The organism is Streptomyces sp. R28 (assembly GCF_041052385.1).
Classification (GTDB): Bacteria; Actinomycetota; Actinomycetes; order Streptomycetales; family Streptomycetaceae; genus Streptomyces.
Window position 1 is genome coordinate 6,342,960 of the sequence record NZ_CP163439.1, and the last position, 18,201, is coordinate 6,361,160.

Sequence of the window (18,201 nt, forward strand, 5' to 3'; positions counted from 1 at the left end):
CGCCCTGTTTCTTCATGAGCTCAAAAGTTAGTGATCAATAACTATCTCGAGCACTCTCCGCATCAACATCAACACCAACACCAACAGCAACCGGAACGCATCATCTCTGGGGGAGCGATGTCACAGCAGACCGAACAGAACGCGCGGACAGGACGCGGGGGCGGAGCCGCCTGGGCCCTCGTCATCACGAGCGTCGCCGGGTTCATGGCAGCCCTCGACAACCTCGTCGTCACCACCGCACTGCCCTCCATCCGCGAGGACCTGGGCGGAGGGCTGCACGACCTGGAGTGGACGGTGAGTGCGTACACACTCACCTTCGCCGTACTGCTGATGTTCGGTGCGGCGCTAGGCGACCGCTTCGGTAGGCGCCGGCTCTTCCTCGTCGGCATCACGATCTTCACCGGCGCATCCGCCGCCGCGGCCCTCGCGCCCGGCATCGACTCCCTCATCGCCGCCCGAGCGGTGCAGGGCGCCGGCGCGGCGATCATGATGCCGCTCACGCTGACCCTGCTGACGGCGGCCGTGCCCGTGGCCAAGCGCGGGATGGCGTACGGCATCTGGGGTGCCGTCAACGGGCTCGCGATCGCGTCCGGACCGCTCATCGGCGGCAGCCTCACCGAGCACATCTCCTGGCAGTGGATCTTCTGGCTGAACGTTCCGCTGGGCTTCGCCCTGCTGCCGCTCGCCCGCCTGCGCCTCGCCGAGTCGTACGGCACCGGGGCACCGCTCGACATCCCCGGCACGCTGCTCGCCAGCGGCGGCCTGTTCGGGATCGTGTACGGCCTGGTCCGAGGACCCGCCGACGGCTGGACCGGCTCGCTGGTCCTGACCGGCCTGTTCGCCGGAGGCACGTTGCTTGTCGGGTTCGTCCTCTACAGCACGCGCGCCAAGAACCCGATGCTGCCGATGCGGTTGTTCCGCTCCCGGGCGTTCTCCGGGATCAACGCCGCGAGCATGCTGATGTTCCTCGGCATGTTCGGGTCGATCTTCCTGCTCAGCCAGTACATGCAGGGCGTGCTCGGCTACTCGCCCACCGAGGCGGGGCTGCGGATGCTGCCGTGGACCGGTATGCCGATGCTCGTCGCGCCGATCGCGGGCATCCTCGCCGACCGCATCGGCAGCCGCCCCGTCGTCGCCACCGGACTGTTCCTCCAGGCCGCCGGCCTCGCCTACATGGCGTCCGTGGTCGCCGTCGACGTCTCTTATGCAGCCCAGCTGCCTGGCCTGATCAGCAGCGGCATCGGCATGGCCCTGTTCTTCGCCCCGGCCTCCCACCTGGTCATGTCCAGCGTCCGCGCCTCGGAACAGGGCATCGCGTCCGGCGCCAACAACGCCCTGCGTGAGGTCGGCGGCGCGCTCGGTATCGCGGTCATGGGGTCCATCTTCTCCGCGCAGGGCGGCTACGAGACCGGCCAGAGCTTCGTCGACGGTCTGCGGCCCGCCCTGGTCACCGGCGCCGCGGTGGTGGCCCTCGCCGGTGTCGCGGCCCTGCTGATACCGGCCCGGCGGCGCGATGGCCAGGACCGGGCCGAGGACCCGACCGAGCAGGCACCGGAGCCGGTGCTGGAGATGGCCGCCCACTGACATCCCGGACCACTGGCCTACACCCCGGACCACGAGGAGCAGCCGTGCCCACCCTTCCCTGGACCGTGCCGAACCCCGCCCCGCCCCACACCGAGGTGCACGTCTTCGCCTCCCGCTTCGAGACCCGCACGCTTTGGGGAGCGCTCCGCTTCCTCGCCCGTACGCCGGGCGTGTGGCGGCAGGTGAGCCGGGCGCCCGGAGCATACGGTGCCTCTTTGAAGGCCGAGCCGTTCAAGCGGACCTTCTGGACGCTGTCCGCCTGGGAGTCGCCCGCGGCGCTCAAGGCCTTCGCCCGCTCGGGCACCCACGCTCCGACCTCACGGGGCCTGTCCACCCAGATGCGGGACGCGAAGTTCGCCACCTGGCAGGCATCGAGCGACGAACTCCCGCTCGGCTGGACAGAGGCGACCCAGCGGCTGACCTGAACGGCACGCGCGCGTGGTGCGCGCCTACGCCCCGGCACCGCGCACGGGTGCCGGGGCTGTCAGTGCCGTCTCGTAGTCTTGAGCCCGTGCAGGAACTCCACGACGCCCCCCTCGCCCCCCTCACCACCTTCCGGCTGGGCGGCCCCGCCACCCGCCTGGTCACCGCCACGACCGACGCCGAGGTGATCGACGTCGTGCGCGAAGCCGATGCCGGCGGCACCCCGCTGCTGCTCATCGGCGGCGGATCGAACCTGGTCATCGGAGACAAGGGCTTCGCGGGCACCGCGCTGGTCATCGCCACCAAGGGCGTCGAGCTGGACGGCACCACGCTCGAACTGGCCGCCGGCGAGGTGTGGACCGACGCCGTCGCCCGCACCGTCGAGGCCGGGCTCGCCGGGATCGAGTGCCTCGCCGGAATCCCCGGCTCCGCGGGCGCCACGCCGATTCAGAACGTCGGCGCGTACGGCCAGGAGGTCTCCTCGACGATCACCGAGGTGATCGCGTACGACCGCCGGGCCGGCGAGACCGTCCTCATCCCGAACGCCGAGTGCGCCTTCTCCTACCGCCACAGCCGCTTCAAGTCCGACCCCGAGCGCTATGTCGTCCTGCGCGCCCGCTTCCAGCTGGAGGATGCGGATGGGCTCTCCGCCCCCATCAAGTACGCCGAGACGGCCCGCGCCCTGGGCGTCGAAGCCGGGGACCGCGTGCCGCTGGCCGCCGCGCGCGAGACGGTGCTGAAGCTGCGTACCGGCAAGGGCATGGTCCTGGACCCCGAGGACCACGACACCTGGTCGGCCGGCTCCTTCTTCACCAACCCGATCCTCACCGACGAGCAGTTCGCCGCGTTCCACGCACGCGTGCGCGAACGCCTCGGCGACGGCGTGGAGCCCCCCGCGTACCCGGCGGGGGAGGGGCGCACCAAGACCTCCGCGGCCTGGCTCATCGACAAGTCGGGCTTCACCAAGGGGTACGGCACCGGCCCCGCCCGCATCTCCACCAAGCACACCCTCGCCCTCACCAACCGGGGTGGAGCGACCACCGAGGACCTCCTCGCGCTCGCCCGCGAGGTCGTGGCCGGCGTCCGCGAGTCTTTCGGCATCACACTGGTCAACGAGCCGGTGACGGTCGGCGTGAGCCTGTAGGCCGACTCTCGGCGGCCCTGAAGGCGGGCCCTGAAGGCGGGTCCTGCGGGCAGGCCTCAATACGCGACGCCCACGCCTTGCTTCACCGTGGCCGGGTCCCCGATCGAGCCCAGCATCGCGTGCGCCACATCGGCACGCGCCAGGAAGCGGCCCCCGCGTGGAAACCCGCCCACCACCCTTCGGTACGTGCCGGTGAGCGGTTTGTCCTGCAGGCGCGGCGGCCGTACGGCCGTCCAGTCCGTGGCGCTGCGAGCCAGCGCGGCCTCCATCTCCCGCAGATCGGCGTAGATGTCCTTGAGGACCGAGGAGACGATGCCGCGCATCGTCCGGTCGAGGAACCCGTCGCCCTCCGGCTCGGGACCGACCGGCGCAGCGCTCACCACGACCAGCCGCCGCACCCCCTCGGCCTCCAGGGCGTCGAGCACCGTACGCGTCAGGCGCGTCGCGACGCCGGCGTCCTTGCGGCTGCGGGCACCGAGGCCGGACAGCACCGCGTCCCGGCCGGCGACGGCGGGGCGCAGGGCCTGCGGATCAGCCAGGTCGGCGCTGAACACCTCCAGTTGCTCGCCGGTCACGGTGAACCGTGCCGGATCCCGCACCACTGCCGTGACCTGGTGCCCTGCGTCCAGGGCCTGGCGGACGATCTCCTTGCCCGTGCCTCCGGTGGCGCCGAAGACGGTGAGTTTCATGGGACCTCCCGAATCAGGGATGAACTGGTGGGTGAGTATTCACTCACCTCAATCTCTTCTAGAGTGAGTAAGTACTCACCCATCCGTCAAGGGCGATTGGACATGCCATGGAGAACCGACCGACCCGCCTTCGTCTGCTCGATGCCGCGCACGACCTGATGCTCACGGTCGGGCTGGCGCGGGCCACGACGAAGGAGATCGCGCGGGCGGCCGGGTGTTCCGAGGCGGCGTTGTACAAGCACTTCGAGAGCAAGGAGGAGCTGTTCATCCGGGTGCTCACCGAGCGGCTTCCCCCGCTCCGCCCGTTGCTCAGCAGCCTCGCCGCCGAGCCGGGCCGGAACTCCCTCGAGGAGAACCTCACCGAGATCGCCCGCCAAGCGGCGCTGTTCTACGAACAGAGCTTCCCGATCGCCGCGTCGCTGTATGCGCAGACCCAGCTCAAGCAGCGGCACGACGACGTCATGCGGCAGATGGGGGCGGGCCCGCACGTGCCGATCCAGGAGCTCGACACATACCTGCGGGCCGAGCAGGAGCTGGGGCGGGTCAATACGGGCACGGACACGTTCGCGGCGGCGTCGCTGCTGATGGGGGCCTGCGCGCAGCGGGCGTTCGCCTATGACGCGACGAAGGAGGCGGTACGGCCGCCGGTGGACGACTTCGCCGCCCGGCTGGCCCGTACGCTGCTGGCCGGTATCGCCGACTGACCCGGTAACGCAGACTGCGCCGGTATCGCCGACGATGTCGGGAGGCGGGTCAGGCGAGCCAGTCGTCCACCCCCGCCAACAGCTTCCGCTTCACTTCCTCCGGCGCCGCGGAAGCCCGTACCGACTGCCGGGCCAGTTCCGCCAGTTCCTCGTCCGTGAAGGCGTGGTGGTGGCGGGCGATGTCGTACTGGGCGGCGAGGCGGGAGCCGAAGAGCAGCGGGTCGTCGGCGCCGAGGGCCATCGGGACGCCGGCCTCGTACAGCGTCCGCAGCGGGACATCCTCGGGCTTCTCGTAGACACCGAGGGCGACGTTCGACGCGGGGCACACCTCGCAGGTCACGCCCCGGTCGGCGAGGCGCTTCAGCAGGCGCGGGTCCTCGGCCGCCCGCACCCCGTGGCCGATCCGGTTCGCGTCCAGGTCGTCCAGGCAGTCACGGACCGAGGAGGGGCCCGTCAGCTCGCCGCCGTGCGGGGCAGACAGCAGGCCGCCCTCGCGGGCGATGTGGAAGGCACGGTCGAAGTCCCGCGCCATGCCCCGGCGTTCGTCGTTCGACAGCCCGAATCCGACCACGCCCTGGTCGGCGTACCGCACCGCGAGTCGCGCCAGGGTGCGGGCGTCCAGGGGGTGCTTCATACGGTTCGCCGCGACCAGGACACGCATCCCGACACCCGTGTCCCGCGACGCCGTCTCCACCGCGTCCAGGATGATCTCCAGCGCCGAGATCAGACCGCCCAGCCGGGGCGCGTACGACGTGGGGTCGACCTGGATCTCCAGCCAGCCGGAGCCGTCCTTCAGATCCTCCTCCGCGGCCTCCTTGACCAGCCGCTGGATGTCCTCCGGCTGTCGCAGACACGAGCGTGCCGCGTCGTACAGGCGCTGGAAGCGGAACCAGCCCCGCTCGTCCGTCGCCCGCAACTTCGGCGACTCTCCCCTGGTCAGCGCGTCGGTCAGCGCCTCGGGCAGGCGCACGCCGTACTTGTCGGCCAGCTCCAGCAGGGTCGCCGGCCGCATCGAGCCGGTGAAGTGCAGGTGCAGATGGGCTTTCGGCAGCTCAGAGACATCACGTACACGCTCCATCCCAGGATCCTGCCGTACGCCCCGCCCACCCCGGTAGCGGTTTCCCCGAACGTGGTCTTGCTCGCACACGCAAACGACGAAGCGGGCCGCTCCCCGAGGGGAACGGCCCGCCACCAGCTGCTCACGTGAGCAACTGGTCAGTCCCTGGCCTCCGCCAGCAGCTTCTGGATCCGGCTCACGCCCTCCACGAGGTCCTCGTCACCGAGCGCGTACGACAGCCGCAGATAACCCGGCGTGCCGAAGGCCTCGCCCGGCACCACCGCGACCTCGGCCTCCTCCAGGATGAGGGCGGCCAGCTCGACCGAGTCCTGCGGGCGCTTGCCGCGGATCTCCTTGCCGATGAGGGCCTTCACCGAGGGGTACGCGTAGAAGGCGCCCTCGGGCTCCGGGCAGACCACGCCATCGACCTCGTTGAGCATCCGCACGATGGTCTTGCGGCGGCGGTCGAAGGCCTCGCGCATCTTCGCGACCGCGTCCAGGTCGCCCGAGACGGCGGCGAGAGCGGCCACCTGGGCCACGTTCGAGACGTTCGACGTGGCGTGCGACTGGAGGTTGGTCGCGGCCTTCACCACGTCCTTCGGGCCGATGATCCAGCCGACCCGCCATCCCGTCATGGCGTACGTCTTGGCGACACCGTTGACCACGATGCACTTGTCGCGCAGCTCCGGCAGGACCGCGGGCAGCGACACGGACACCGCGTCGCCGTAGACCAGGTGCTCGTAGATCTCGTCCGTCATCACCCACAGGCCGTGCTCGACGGCCCAGCGGCCGATCGCCTCGGTCTCGGCCTCGCTGTAGACCGCGCCGGTCGGGTTCGAGGGGGAGACGAACAGGACGACCTTCGTCTTCTCCGTACGAGCCGCCTCCAGCTGCTCGACCGAGACGCGGTAACCGGTCGTCTCGTCGGCGACGACATCGACCGGGACACCGCCCGCGAGACGGATCGACTCCGGGTACGTCGTCCAGTACGGGGCCGGCACGATGACCTCGTCGCCCGGGTCGAGGATCGCGGCGAAGGCCTCGTAGATGGCCTGCTTGCCGCCATTGGTGACCAGGATCTGCGAGACGTCGGGCTCGTAGCCGGAGTCGCGCAGCGTCTTCGCGGCGATCGCGGCCTTCAGCTCGGGCAGACCGCCGGCCGGCGTGTAGCGGTGGTACTTCGGGTTCTTGCAGGCCTCGATGGCGGCCTCGACGATGTAGTCCGGGGTCGGGAAGTCGGGCTCACCGGCGCCGAAGCCGATCACCGGACGCCCGGCGGCCTTGAGTGCCTTGGCCTTGGCGTCCACGGCGAGGGTGGCGGACTCGGAGATCGCGCCGACTCGGGCGGAGACCCGGCGCTCGGTGGGAGGGGTTGCAGGGCTCATGGGGCCCATCGTTTCAGACAGGAAACGTGCCCGGCACGCGGGTTTCACGGACTGAACATCAGCTGAACAACCGTCCGGATCGGGCGCGCGGCCAGGGCGATCTTGCGTTGTCGTACGGGCGATCCCCAGGCGATCTTCCGCCGCCCAACCCCTCATCGGCCACTTTCTGTTCGACGAGGCGCCCGGGACCACGTACACTCTCACCTCGTTGGCCTTCAGCAGCCCGCGGTCGCACGGTGCACACCGAGCACTCGGTCGGATGCGGTACGTTGGGGGACACCACAAAGGGTCGTAGCTCAATTGGTAGAGCACCGGTCTCCAAAACCGGCGGTTGGGGGTTCAAGTCCCTCCGGCCCTGCTACACACACCTTCGCCAGGATGTGTGCGCATGTACGTACAGCAATGCACCGCCGTGCGGCTCAGACCGGGCGCGGCACGGCCACGACCCGGAATCAGGTGAGGACGAGTGACGGACGCCGTGGGCTCCATCGACATGCCTGATGCCCAGGATGAGGCGCCGGAGTCCAAGAAGGCCCGAAAGGGTGGCAAGCGCGCCAAGAAGGGCCCGCTGAAGCGACTCGCGCTCTTCTACCGCCAGATCGTCGCGGAGCTCCGCAAGGTCGTCTGGCCGACGCGCAATCAGTTGACGACGTACACCACTGTGGTGATCCTCTTCGTCGTCGTCATGATCGGTCTGGTGACCGTGATTGACTATGGGCTCGACCACGCCGCCAAGTACGTCTTCGGCTGAGCCAAGAGCGAAGGGCGCCGCGGTTACCGGCGCCCCTTTCGCATGTTCCACCTCTATGTATCCAGGAAGAAGCAGCCACCGTGTCTGACCAGAACCTGAACGACGCCATCGAGCCGCACGGGCAGGAAGTTGAGTCCGTGGAAGACGAGCTCGACATCGTCGAGGGCGCTGACGAGGACCTGGACGAGGTCGAGGCTGCCGACGACGAGGCGGGCGAGCCCGCCGAGGAAGCCGCGCTGCACGTCGAGGACGAGTCCGGCGGTGACGTCGAGGCCGTCGAGGACGAGGAAGAGGGCGCCGAGGAGGAGCCGGCCGAGCCGGTCGACCCCGTCGCCGCCCTGCGCGAGGAGCTCCGCACCCTGCCCGGCGAGTGGTACGTCATCCACACCTACGCCGGTTACGAGAACCGCGTGAAGACCAACCTTGAGCAGCGCGCCGTCTCGCTGAACGTCGAGGACTACATCTTCCAGGCCGAGGTGCCGCAGGAAGAGGTCGTCCAGATCAAGAACGGCGACCGCAAGACGATCAAGCAGAACAAGCTGCCGGGTTACGTCCTGGTCCGTATGGACCTGACGAACGAGTCCTGGGGCGTCGTCCGCAACACCCCGGGCGTCACCGGCTTCGTGGGCAACGCCTACGACCCGTACCCGCTGACCCTGGACGAGATCGTCAAGATGCTCGCCCCGGAGGCCGAGGAGAAGGCCGCCCGCGAGGCCGCCGAGGCCGAGGGCAAGCCCGCTCCGCAGCGCAAGGTCGAGGTCCAGGTGCTGGACTTCGAGGTCGGCGACTCGGTCACCGTCACCGACGGCCCGTTCGCCACGCTGCAGGCCACGATCAACGAGATCAACGCCGACTCCAAGAAGGTCAAGGGCCTGGTGGAGATCTTCGGCCGCGAGACGCCGGTCGAGCTCTCCTTCGACCAGATCCAGAAGAACTAGCGGTACAGCAGCTCTCGCGAAGGGCCTCCGACCAGCGTTTTTCGCTGGTCGGAGGCCCTTTGTCGTGCGCGTCGGTTCCGTGCAGACCGCGCCCCCAAATAAATGTGTGTGTTGCGCCACAACCATCCGATGAGCCCGCCGGTCTGACCTGATGACCGAAACGCGTGAACAGCGTTCTTCATCATGATCTATGACCCTTAGTGGCGTTTGCCCAGGGGTATTCGCTGCCCGCGCCCGCATTCGGCACCCGTCGAGTCAGTCACCAAGAGGTAGGGGGAACTTCCTCATGCGTGCTCGAACCATCCTGGTCGTGGCGGCGGCCTCCGCCTGCGTCCTTCTGCCGGCGACCTCCGCGGTCGCCGGCACGGGCCCGGCCCCGTCGCCGAACAAGCAGAACCTGACCGCGCGCTCGACCGCCCCGTCCGAGGCGGGCAACCCGCTCAGCGCCAAGGCGCAGGCGGCCGGGGTCTGTTCGGATGCCTACCAGATCGGCGCCACCGCCTACATCAACCGGGCCGGCGCGCACGTCGCCTCGGTGAAGCAGTTCTACTCGCCCAACTGCAAGGCGAACTACGGCTATGTCTGGGTGTGGCAGGGCTTCCGAGACAAGGTCAAGGACTACGACGTCAGCGCCGGCGTCTACAGCTACGCCCGTGACGAGGTCGTGGGCCAGGACTGGTGGAACGCCACCAACAGCCAGGAGTTCTGGTCCCTGCCCGCCGACACCGTGAAGGAGTGCACCGCGGCGATCGGCACGCTGCGCGCTCCCGGTGACCCGGTGCCGGGCCAGGCCACCACGGCCAAGCGCTGCTGACCACCCCTCGCGGACCCCGGCCGACGCGCGGCGGCCAGGGTCGGCTCCTGTTCGGGGCCGTGGACGACCACGTGCCTGAGCTGCCGGTTTTGGCCCTGGCGTGTTACCCGTTATCGTAGTGCGGTATGCCTCCATCCGGATGATCCGGGCACCGTTCCAGGTGGCCAGCGGTACGGATGGCGGCGGAAAACTCTCACTAAGGACCCGGAGAGAGCATGCCTCCCAAGAAGAAGAAGGTCACGGGGCTTATCAAGCTCCAGATCCAGGCCGGTGCCGCCAACCCGGCTCCGCCGGTCGGCCCCGCGCTGGGTCAGCACGGCGTGAACATCATGGAGTTCTGCAAGGCCTACAACGCCGCGACCGAGTCGCAGCGCGGTTGGGTCATCCCGGTGGAGATCACGGTCTACGAGGACCGTTCCTTCACCTTCATCACCAAGACGCCGCCGGCCGCCAAGATGATCCTCAAGGCCGCGGGCGTGGAGAAGGGCTCGGGCGAGCCGCACAAGACCAAGGTCGCCAAGATCACCGAGGCGCAGGTCCGCGAGATCGCCACCACCAAGATGCCCGACCTCAACGCCAACGACCTGGACGCCGCCGCGAAGATCATCGCCGGCACCGCCCGTTCCATGGGCATCACGGTCGAGGGCTGACCTCCAACCCCCAAGCAGAAGTAAGTGGCAGGGCCTGCTCGGCCCGGACCACAACTCCTAAGAAGCAACAGGAGCAGTAGTGAGCAAGCGCAGCAAGTCTCTCCGCGCTGCGGACGCCAAGATCGACCGGGAGAAGCTCTACGCCCCGCTCGAGGCCGTCCGTCTCGCCAAGGAGACGTCCACGTCCAAGTTCGACGGCACCGTCGAGGTCGCCTTCCGTCTGGGTGTCGACCCGCGTAAGGCCGACCAGATGGTCCGTGGCACCGTGAACCTTCCGCACGGCACCGGTAAGACCGCCCGGGTCCTGGTCTTCGCGACCGGTGACCGTGCTGCGGCCGCGGAGGCTGCGGGCGCCGACATCGTCGGCTCCGACGAACTGATCGACGAGGTCTCGAAGGGCCGCCTGGACTTCGACGCCGTCGTCGCCACCCCGGACCTCATGGGCAAGGTCGGCCGCCTCGGCCGCGTGCTCGGTCCGCGTGGCCTGATGCCGAACCCGAAGACCGGCACCGTGACCCCGGACGTGGCCAAGGCCGTGACCGAGATCAAGGGCGGCAAGATCGAGTTCCGCGTCGACAAGCACTCGAACCTGCACTTCATCATCGGCAAGGTCTCCTTCGACGAGACCAAGCTGGTGGAGAACTACGGCGCCGCGCTGGAGGAGATCCTCCGTCTGAAGCCGTCCGCCGCCAAGGGTCGCTACATCAAGAAGGCCGCGATCAGCACCACGATCGGCCCCGGCATCCTGGTCGACCCGAACCGCACCCGCAACCTCCTCGTCGAGGAGGACCCGGCGGCGGTCTGAGCCAACGGCTCACAGGTTCACAGACGGGCCCCACACCCTTCCCGGGTGTGGGGCCCGTCCCCGTTCTCCGGCCCGTTTGTCAGTGCGCTGGGTTAACGTGCATTCACGGGATGGGCACAGGGGGGACGGATGACGAGCACGAGGGCAGGCCGGTCGGCCTTCTGGATCGCGCTGCTGACCGCGCTGACGGCCCTGGTCGCCTGCACGTCCTCCGACCGTCCCGGCGAGGAGCCTGATCACGCCGTGACAGCGGCCCTGCGCACCGTCGAACGGTCCACCGACGCCGCAGAGTCCGCCCGCGTCAGCTCCACGACCACCATGGGCTCGACACTGTCCATGAAGGCCGACGGCACCCTCGCCTGGGGCGACGACCTCACAGGCACCCTGACGATCACGTACACCGGCGGCACGACGGCCGAGACCATGCGCCGACTGGGCACCACGTCGATGGAGGCCCGCTATCTCCCGGACGCCTACTACGCGCGCATGGGCGACACGTTCGCCGAGAAGGCCGACGGCAAGCACTGGATCAAGTACGGCTACGACGACCTGAAGCGCCTCGCCGGCAGCTCCGGAGCGGATGTCGCGGATCAGATGCGTGGCACCACGCCTCATACGTCCGTGAAGCTGCTGCTGTCCTCCGCGGACGTGCGGAAGGTCGGCGAGGAGAAGGTGCGAGGCGAGCACACCACGCACTACTCCGGCACGGTGCAGGGTGAGGGTGCCACCACGCAGACCTTCGACATATGGGTCGACCACCGGAACCTGCTGGTCAAGAAGGTCGAGAACGGCCGGACGGCCACAGGACAGCTGACCCAGACCGCCTACTACAGCGACTACGGCGTGAAGGCCGCGACCGAGAAGCCGCCGGCGGGGGACACCGCGGACTTCAAGGAGCTGCTGAAGGACCCTGAGCGCCGCTGAAAGGCACGGAATCCGGAGGACTGTTCAGGCCCCCTGGGTTACGCTCCCGATCTTGCTGTGCGCCGACCACGCACAAGCCATGCGTTCCTTGGGGGGAATCAATGAGCCTTGCCGTACGTGCCTCGGTGCCGCGTCGGGTGGCGGGCGCCGGCCCGGAGCAGTCCGCGGACTCACCGGCCGCCGATGCCGTCGCACGGGCCGTGGAGAAGACCGAGGGCGTCACGTCCCTGCACTACCGGGTGACCGGCCAGTTCCCGGAGCGAGGGCGGATGGCGGACGAGGCCACCGTGGCTACGAAGCCGGTGGCGGCCCGCCTCAGGACCGCCAACCTGAGCGGCGATCAGCAGGGCGAGTCCGAGCTGCGCCTGGTCGGCGGGGTGCTGTACGGCAGCGCGACCGACGACATGGTCGAGGAGATGGGCGGTCGGCACTGGATCAGCTACGGCCCGAACGCCAAGTTCACCACGCACGGCGGCCTGCGCATGGATGTCGGCGGCCTGCGCGACCAGGTGAGCCGCAACCCGGCACGGGAAGCGGCCTTCCTGGCCGCCGCCGAGGACGTGACGCGGATCGGGCCCGAGAAGCTGGCCGGCGCCGACACCACGCACTACGCGGGGACAGCCACCCTCGACGAGCTCCGCGCCTCCCTCAAGGAGATCGACGACAAGGCCACCCGACAGGGCCGCCAGAACAGCGTCGACCAGTACGAGAAGCTGGGCGTGGACGAGCTCACCCTGGACGTGTGGGTCGACGGCGCCGACCGCGTCAAGCGGCTCCGTACCCAGGGCTTCGGCCGGCACGGCCAACTCGATCTCACCTTCACCTTCCTCGACTACGGCAAGCCGGTGACGATCCGGGCACCCCGCGCCGACGACACGGCGGACCTGCGCAAGCCGCTGAAGAAGAACGGGAGCTGAGGGCCGTAAGGGCCGATTTGCTCGAGAGCGACTGCGTCCCGTACTCTCCTAAAGAAGCCAAAGACCGCTGGTCGTTGCCGTGCGCTCGCGAGAGGGTGCGGTGGCCGAAGGATCCGCTGAAAATGCGGGCGACCCGCGCAGGTGAATGTGGAAGAACTCCCGGAGTACGCGCGTTCGTGTGTGCACCGGTCGAGTCCGCCCCGTGCGCCTGCGCCGGGGCGTTTCGTTTTCCCCAGTCCTCCTTCGGGTCCGCGCGGTCAGAATCACCCGGAAGGAGGCCGAGGCTCATGGCGAGGCCCGATAAGGCTGCCGCAGTGGCCGAGTTGACGGAGCAGTTCCGCAACTCCAACGCTGCCGTGCTGACCGAGTACCGCGGTCTCACCGTGGCGCAGCTCAAGACGCTGCGTCGTTCGCTCGGTGAGAACGCCCAGTACGCCGTGGTGAAGAACACGCTGACCAAGATTGCGGCCAACGAGGCCGGGATCACGACGCTGGACGACCTGTTCAACGGTCCGACGGCTGTCGCCTTCGTCACCGGTGACCCGGTGGAGTCGGCGAAGGGTCTCCGTGACTTCGCCAAGGACAACCCGAATCTCGTCATCAAGGGCGGTGTCCTTGAGGGTAAGGCGCTGAGCGCCGACGAGATCAAGAAGCTTGCGGACCTCGAGTCCCGCGAGGTTCTGCTCAGCAAGCTGGCCGGTGCCTTCAAGGCGAAGCAGTCCCAGGCTGCCTCCGTCTTCCAGGCGCTGCCGTCGAAGCTCGTCCGCACGGTGGACGCGCTCCGCGCCAAGCAGGCCGAGCAGGGCGGTGCCGAGTAATTCGGCTCGCACACTGGCCCCCGCAGCCTGACCGCGGAGGCCACAGCGGGCCGACGTACGCCCGCCTCACCCAGTACACCCGGCACCTGCCGATTTAGTGGAAGGACCGCCATCATGGCGAAGCTCAGCCAGGAAGACCTGCTCGCGCAGTTCGAGGAGATGACCCTCATCGAGCTCTCCGAGTTCGTGAAGGCCTTCGAGGAGAAGTTCGACGTCACCGCCGCCGCTGCCGCGCCGGTCGTCGTCGCCGGTGGTGCCGCTGGTGGCGCCGCCGCCGAGGCCGCCGAGGAGCAGGACGAGTTCGACGTCATCCTCACCGGTGCCGGCGACAAGAAGATCCAGGTCATCAAGGTCGTGCGTGAGCTGACCTCCCTGGGCCTGAAGGAGGCCAAGGACCTCGTGGACGGCGCTCCGAAGCCCGTTCTCGAGAAGGTCGCCAAGGAGGCCGCGGAGAAGGCCGCCGAGTCCCTCAAGGGCGCCGGCGCCTCCGTCGAGGTCAAGTAAGACCGTTCGGTCGAGTACGACCGTCTCGCGTGCTGAAAGCAGCCTCGTAAGGCTGTAACGCAGTCGCACCGAAGAGCGATCATCCATTCGGGTGGTCGCTCTTCGGCGTTCCTGGGGGCGCGGCCACGGTTACCTTGCACCCGCTTCGGCGGGGGGTATGGTGATCTTCGTCGTGTCTCCGGGAGCCCCTGGGTTCGGGCATGGGGGCCTTGACGAACCGCACGCAGCGCGCAATTCTCAGGACGCGTCGTCACAAGGATCCGAATCCGAGGCATGGATCGGCGGCGAAGAGGGCAGTATCAACGTGCATTGAGGGCGAGCATGCCGAGGGCGTTGAGAACAACGAGGGTCGCGAAAAACCCGCACTGGACATCAGTGTGCCAAGTGGCTACACTGACCCTTTGCGCTGCCTGTTAGCTGTCCCCTGCCCGTCACCAGGGGCATGCCCTCGCTTGAGCACCGATGACCGGACTATCCCTGACCTGGCCATTCTTTGGCTGGAGAAGGAAACACCTGTCTCTGTGCCCCGGTGAGGGGCCGGTACGCGCGTAGTGAGTCCGAGCCCTCGGAAGGACCCCCTCTTGGCCGCCTCGCGCACTGCCTCGACCGCGAATACGAACAACGGCGCCAGCACCGCCCCGCTGCGCATCTCTTTTGCAAAGATCAAGGAGCCCCTCGAGGTTCCGAACCTGCTCGCGCTGCAGACCGAGAGCTTCGACTGGCTGCTCGGCAACACCGCCTGGCAGAGTCGGGTCGAGGCGGCTCTGGAGTCCGGTCAGGATGTCCCCACCAAGTCCGGCCTCGAGGAGATCTTCGAGGAGATCTCTCCGATCGAGGACTTCTCCGGGTCGATGTCGCTGACGTTCCGCGACCACCGTTTCGAGCCGCCGAAGAACAGCATCGACGAGTGCAAGGACCGCGACTTCACGTACGCGGCCCCGCTCTTCGTGACGGCCGAGTTCACCAACAACGAGACCGGCGAGATCAAGTCCCAGACGGTCTTCATGGGCGACTTCCCGCTCATGACCCACAAGGGCACCTTCGTCATCAACGGCACCGAGCGTGTCGTGGTGTCGCAGCTCGTCCGTTCGCCCGGTGTCTACTTCGACTCCTCCATCGACAAGACGTCCGACAAGGACATCTTCTCGGCCAAGATCATCCCGTCCCGGGGTGCCTGGCTGGAGATGGAGATCGACAAGCGCGACATGGTCGGTGTCCGTATCGACCGCAAGCGCAAGCAGTCCGTGACCGTTCTGCTCAAGGCTCTCGGTTGGACGACCGAGCAGATCCTGGAGGAGTTCGGCGAGTACGAGTCGATGCGCGCCACCCTGGAGAAGGACCACACCCAGGGCCAGGACGACGCGCTGCTCGACATCTACCGCAAGCTGCGTCCGGGCGAGCCCCCCACGCGTGAGGCCGCGCAGACGCTTCTGGAGAACCTGTACTTCAACCCGAAGCGTTACGACCTCGCCAAGGTCGGCCGCTACAAGGTCAACAAGAAGCTGGGTGCGGAGGCTCCGCTGGACGCGGGCATCCTGACCGTCGAGGACATCATCTCGACGATCAAGTACCTGGTGAAGCTGCACGCGGGCGAGACCGAGACGGTCGGCGACAGCGGCACGAACATCGTCGTCGAGACCGACGACATCGACCACTTCGGCAACCGTCGTCTGCGCAGCGTCGGCGAGCTCATCCAGAACCAGGTCCGCACCGGTCTGGCTCGTATGGAGCGCGTCGTCCGTGAGCGCATGACGACCCAGGACGTCGAGGCGATCACGCCGCAGACCCTGATCAACATCCGGCCGGTCGTCGCCTCCATCAAGGAGTTCTTCGGCACCAGCCAGCTGTCGCAGTTCATGGACCAGAACAACCCGCTGTCGGGTCTCACCCACAAGCGCCGTCTGTCGGCTCTTGGCCCGGGTGGTCTCTCCCGTGAGCGGGCCGGCTTCGAGGTCCGTGACGTGCACCCGTCTCACTACGGCCGTATGTGCCCGATCGAGACGCCCGAAGGCCCGAACATCGGTCTGATCGGTTCGCTCGCCTCCTACGGTCGCGTCAACGCGTTCGGTTTCGTGGAGACGCCGTACCGCAGGGTCGACGGCGACGTCGTCACCGACGAGGTCGACTACCTGACGGCCGACGAAGAGGACCGCTTCGTCATCGCGCAGGCCAACGCCACGCTCGACGACAACATGCGTTTCACCGAGAACCGCGTCCTGGTCCGCCGTCGTGGCGGCGAGGTCGACTACGTCCCCGGTGACGACGTGGACTACATGGACGTCTCGCCGCGCCAGATGGTGTCGGTCGCGACCGCCATGATCCCGTTCCTCGAGCACGACGACGCCAACCGTGCCCTCATGGGCGCGAACATGATGCGTCAGGCCGTGCCGCTGATTAAGTCCGAGGCCCCGCTCGTCGGCACCGGCATGGAGTACCGCTCCGCCGTCGACGCCGGTGACGTGGTCAAGGCCGAGAAGGCGGGTGTGGTCCAGGAGGTCTCCGCGGACTACATCACCACCGCCAACGACGACGGCACGTACATCACGTACCGCCTGGCCAAGTTCGCCCGTTCCAACCAGGGCACCTCGGTCAACCAGAAGGTCATCGTCAACGAGGGCGACCGGATCATCGAGGGCCAGGTCCTGGCCGACGGTCCGGCCACCGAGAACGGCGAGATGGCGCTGGGCAAGAACCTGCTCGTGGCGTTCATGCCGTGGGAGGGTCACAACTACGAGGACGCGATCATCCTGTCGCAGCGCCTCGTGCAGGACGACGTCCTCTCCTCGATCCACATCGAGGAGCACGAGGTCGACGCCCGTGACACCAAGCTCGGCCCGGAGGAGATCACCCGGGACATCCCGAACGTCTCCGAGGAGGTCCTCGCCGACCTCGACGAGCGCGGCATCATCCGTATCGGTGCCGAGGTCGTCGCCGGCGACATCCTCGTCGGCAAGGTCACGCCCAAGGGCGAGACCGAGCTGACCCCGGAGGAGCGCCTGCTGCGCGCGATCTTCGGTGAGAAGGCCCGTGAGGTCCGTGACACCTCGCTGAAGGTGCCGCACGGCGAGATCGGCAAGGTCATCGGCGTCCGCGTCTTCGACCGCGAGGAGGGCGACGAGCTTCCCCCCGGTGTGAACCAGCTGGTGCGCGTGTACGTGGCGCAGAAGCGCAAGATCACCGACGGTGACAAGCTCGCCGGCCGTCACGGCAACAAGGGTGTCATCTCGAAGATCCTGCCCATCGAGGACATGCCGTTCCTCGAGGACGGAACTCCGGTCGACATCATCCTCAACCCGCTGGGTGTGCCGTCCCGAATGAACCCGGGACAGGTCCTGGAGATCCACCTCGGCTGGCTCGCCAGCCGCGGCTGGGACGTCTCCGGCCTCGCGGAGGAGTGGGCACAGCGTCTGCAGGTGATCGGCGCCGACTCCGTCGCGCCCGGCACCAACGTCGCGACCCCGGTCTTCGACGGTGCCCGTGAGGACGAGCTCGCGGGTCTGCTGCAGCACACCATCCCGAACCGCGACGGCGAGCGCATGGTGCTCCCGACCGGTAAGGCGCGGCTGTTCGACGGCCGTAGCGGTGAGCCGTTCCCGGACCCGATCTCCGTCGGCTACATGTACATCCTGAAGCTGCACCACCTGGTCGACGACAAGCTGCACGCCCGTTCGACCGGCCCGTACAGCATGATCACCCAGCAGCCGCTGGGTGGTAAGGCCCAGTTCGGTGGCCAGCGCTTCGGTGAGATGGAGGTGTGGGCGCTGGAGGGATACGGCGCCGCGTACGCCCTCCAGGAGCTGCTGACCATCAAGTCCGACGACGTCACCGGCCGCGTGAAGGTCTACGAGGCCATCGTCAAGGGCGAGAACATCCCTGAGCCCGGCATCCCCGAGTCCTTCAAGGTGCTCATCAAGGAGATGCAGTCTCTCTGCCTGAACGTGGAGGTGCTGTCCAGCGACGGTATGTCCATCGAGATGCGCGACACCGACGAGGACGTCTTCCGCGCTGCGGAGGAGCTCGGCATCGACCTGTCCCGGCGCGAGCCGAGCAGCGTCGAAGAGGTCTGACGGGAGTCCGGCGGGGCCCTTACCCAC

At 68.1% G+C, this 18,201-nt stretch carries 17 protein-coding genes and 1 tRNA gene; 15 read left to right on the forward strand and 3 right to left on the reverse strand.

Annotated features, from left to right (window positions below; all coding sequences use genetic code 11):
• Window positions 1–117: 117 nt before the first annotated feature.
• From AB5J49_RS28485 to AB5J49_RS28495, 3 genes are all read left to right on the forward strand, one after another.
• Window positions 118–1,584: an MFS transporter gene (locus AB5J49_RS28485; protein WP_369171655.1), complete on the forward strand. Its 1,467-nt coding sequence runs from the start codon at window positions 118–120 to the stop codon at window positions 1,582–1,584.
• 44 nt (window positions 1,585–1,628) lie between these two features.
• Window positions 1,629–2,009: a DUF3291 domain-containing protein gene (locus AB5J49_RS28490; RefSeq protein ID WP_369171656.1), complete on the forward strand. Its 381-nt coding sequence runs from the start codon at window positions 1,629–1,631 to the stop codon at window positions 2,007–2,009.
• Between the two features lie 86 nt (window positions 2,010–2,095).
• Complete coding sequence (locus AB5J49_RS28495; RefSeq protein ID WP_369171658.1) at window positions 2,096–3,151, forward strand: UDP-N-acetylmuramate dehydrogenase; 1,056 nt, start codon at window positions 2,096–2,098, stop codon at window positions 3,149–3,151.
• A 56-nt stretch (window positions 3,152–3,207) separates the two neighbouring features.
• On the opposite strand, the gene AB5J49_RS28500 is transcribed toward AB5J49_RS28495, so the two are convergent.
• Complete coding sequence (locus AB5J49_RS28500) at window positions 3,208–3,840, reverse strand: NAD(P)-dependent oxidoreductase (protein WP_369171659.1); 633 nt, start codon at window positions 3,838–3,840, stop codon at window positions 3,208–3,210.
• A 107-nt stretch (window positions 3,841–3,947) separates the two neighbouring features.
• Here AB5J49_RS28500 and AB5J49_RS28505 point away from each other — a divergent pair, with 107 nt between their 5' ends.
• Window positions 3,948–4,544 carry a TetR/AcrR family transcriptional regulator gene (locus AB5J49_RS28505; RefSeq protein WP_369171660.1) on the forward strand — a complete coding sequence of 199 codons (597 nt, stop codon included), beginning with the start codon at window positions 3,948–3,950 and terminating at the stop codon, window positions 4,542–4,544.
• A gap of 49 nt (window positions 4,545–4,593) precedes the next feature.
• On the opposite strand, the gene AB5J49_RS28510 is transcribed toward AB5J49_RS28505, so the two are convergent.
• Together AB5J49_RS28510 and AB5J49_RS28515 are read right to left on the reverse strand one after the other, a co-directional pair.
• Window positions 4,594–5,622 (reverse strand): adenosine deaminase, encoded by a 1,029-nt coding sequence (locus AB5J49_RS28510; protein WP_369171661.1) that lies wholly within the window; start codon window positions 5,620–5,622, stop codon window positions 4,594–4,596.
• A 137-nt stretch (window positions 5,623–5,759) separates the two neighbouring features.
• On the reverse strand, window positions 5,760–6,986 hold the full coding sequence (locus tag AB5J49_RS28515) for a pyridoxal phosphate-dependent aminotransferase (RefSeq protein WP_369171663.1): 1,227 nt from the start codon (window positions 6,984–6,986) through the stop codon (window positions 5,760–5,762).
• A gap of 285 nt (window positions 6,987–7,271) precedes the next feature.
• Between AB5J49_RS28515 and AB5J49_RS28520 the strand changes: the two genes are divergently transcribed.
• The 11 genes from AB5J49_RS28520 to rpoB all read left to right on the forward strand — a co-directional run bounded on the left by AB5J49_RS28520 (window position 7,272) and on the right by rpoB (window position 18,174).
• Window positions 7,272–7,344, forward strand: a tRNA-Trp gene (locus AB5J49_RS28520).
• A gap of 108 nt (window positions 7,345–7,452) precedes the next feature.
• Entirely contained in the window at window positions 7,453–7,737 is a 285-nt protein-coding gene (secE, locus tag AB5J49_RS28525; protein WP_369171664.1) for a preprotein translocase subunit SecE, read from the forward strand.
• An 80-nt stretch (window positions 7,738–7,817) separates the two neighbouring features.
• Complete coding sequence (gene nusG / locus AB5J49_RS28530) at window positions 7,818–8,675, forward strand: transcription termination/antitermination protein NusG (protein WP_369171665.1); 858 nt, start codon at window positions 7,818–7,820, stop codon at window positions 8,673–8,675.
• 286 nt (window positions 8,676–8,961) lie between these two features.
• Complete coding sequence (locus AB5J49_RS28535) at window positions 8,962–9,489, forward strand: hypothetical protein (protein ID WP_369171666.1); 528 nt, start codon at window positions 8,962–8,964, stop codon at window positions 9,487–9,489.
• 215 nt (window positions 9,490–9,704) lie between these two features.
• Window positions 9,705–10,139, forward strand: a complete 435-nt coding sequence (gene rplK / locus AB5J49_RS28540; protein WP_028805116.1) for a 50S ribosomal protein L11 — start codon at window positions 9,705–9,707, stop codon at window positions 10,137–10,139.
• Window positions 10,140–10,218: 79 nt separating this feature from the next.
• Entirely contained in the window at window positions 10,219–10,944 is a 726-nt protein-coding gene (gene rplA, locus AB5J49_RS28545; protein WP_369171668.1) for a 50S ribosomal protein L1, read from the forward strand.
• Between the two features lie 129 nt (window positions 10,945–11,073).
• Window positions 11,074–11,868, forward strand: a complete 795-nt coding sequence (locus AB5J49_RS28550; RefSeq protein WP_369171670.1) for a hypothetical protein — start codon at window positions 11,074–11,076, stop codon at window positions 11,866–11,868.
• 101 nt (window positions 11,869–11,969) lie between these two features.
• A complete protein-coding gene (locus AB5J49_RS28555; protein WP_369171671.1) occupies window positions 11,970–12,785 on the forward strand; it encodes a hypothetical protein in 816 nt (271 codons plus the stop codon).
• Between the two features lie 287 nt (window positions 12,786–13,072).
• A complete protein-coding gene (rplJ, locus tag AB5J49_RS28560) occupies window positions 13,073–13,603 on the forward strand; it encodes a 50S ribosomal protein L10 (protein ID WP_030046352.1) in 531 nt (176 codons plus the stop codon).
• 114 nt (window positions 13,604–13,717) lie between these two features.
• Entirely contained in the window at window positions 13,718–14,107 is a 390-nt protein-coding gene (gene rplL, locus AB5J49_RS28565; RefSeq protein ID WP_363118624.1) for a 50S ribosomal protein L7/L12, read from the forward strand.
• A 581-nt stretch (window positions 14,108–14,688) separates the two neighbouring features.
• A complete protein-coding gene (gene rpoB / locus AB5J49_RS28570; protein ID WP_369171672.1) occupies window positions 14,689–18,174 on the forward strand; it encodes a DNA-directed RNA polymerase subunit beta in 3,486 nt (1,161 codons plus the stop codon).
• Window positions 18,175–18,201 lie beyond the last annotated feature (27 nt).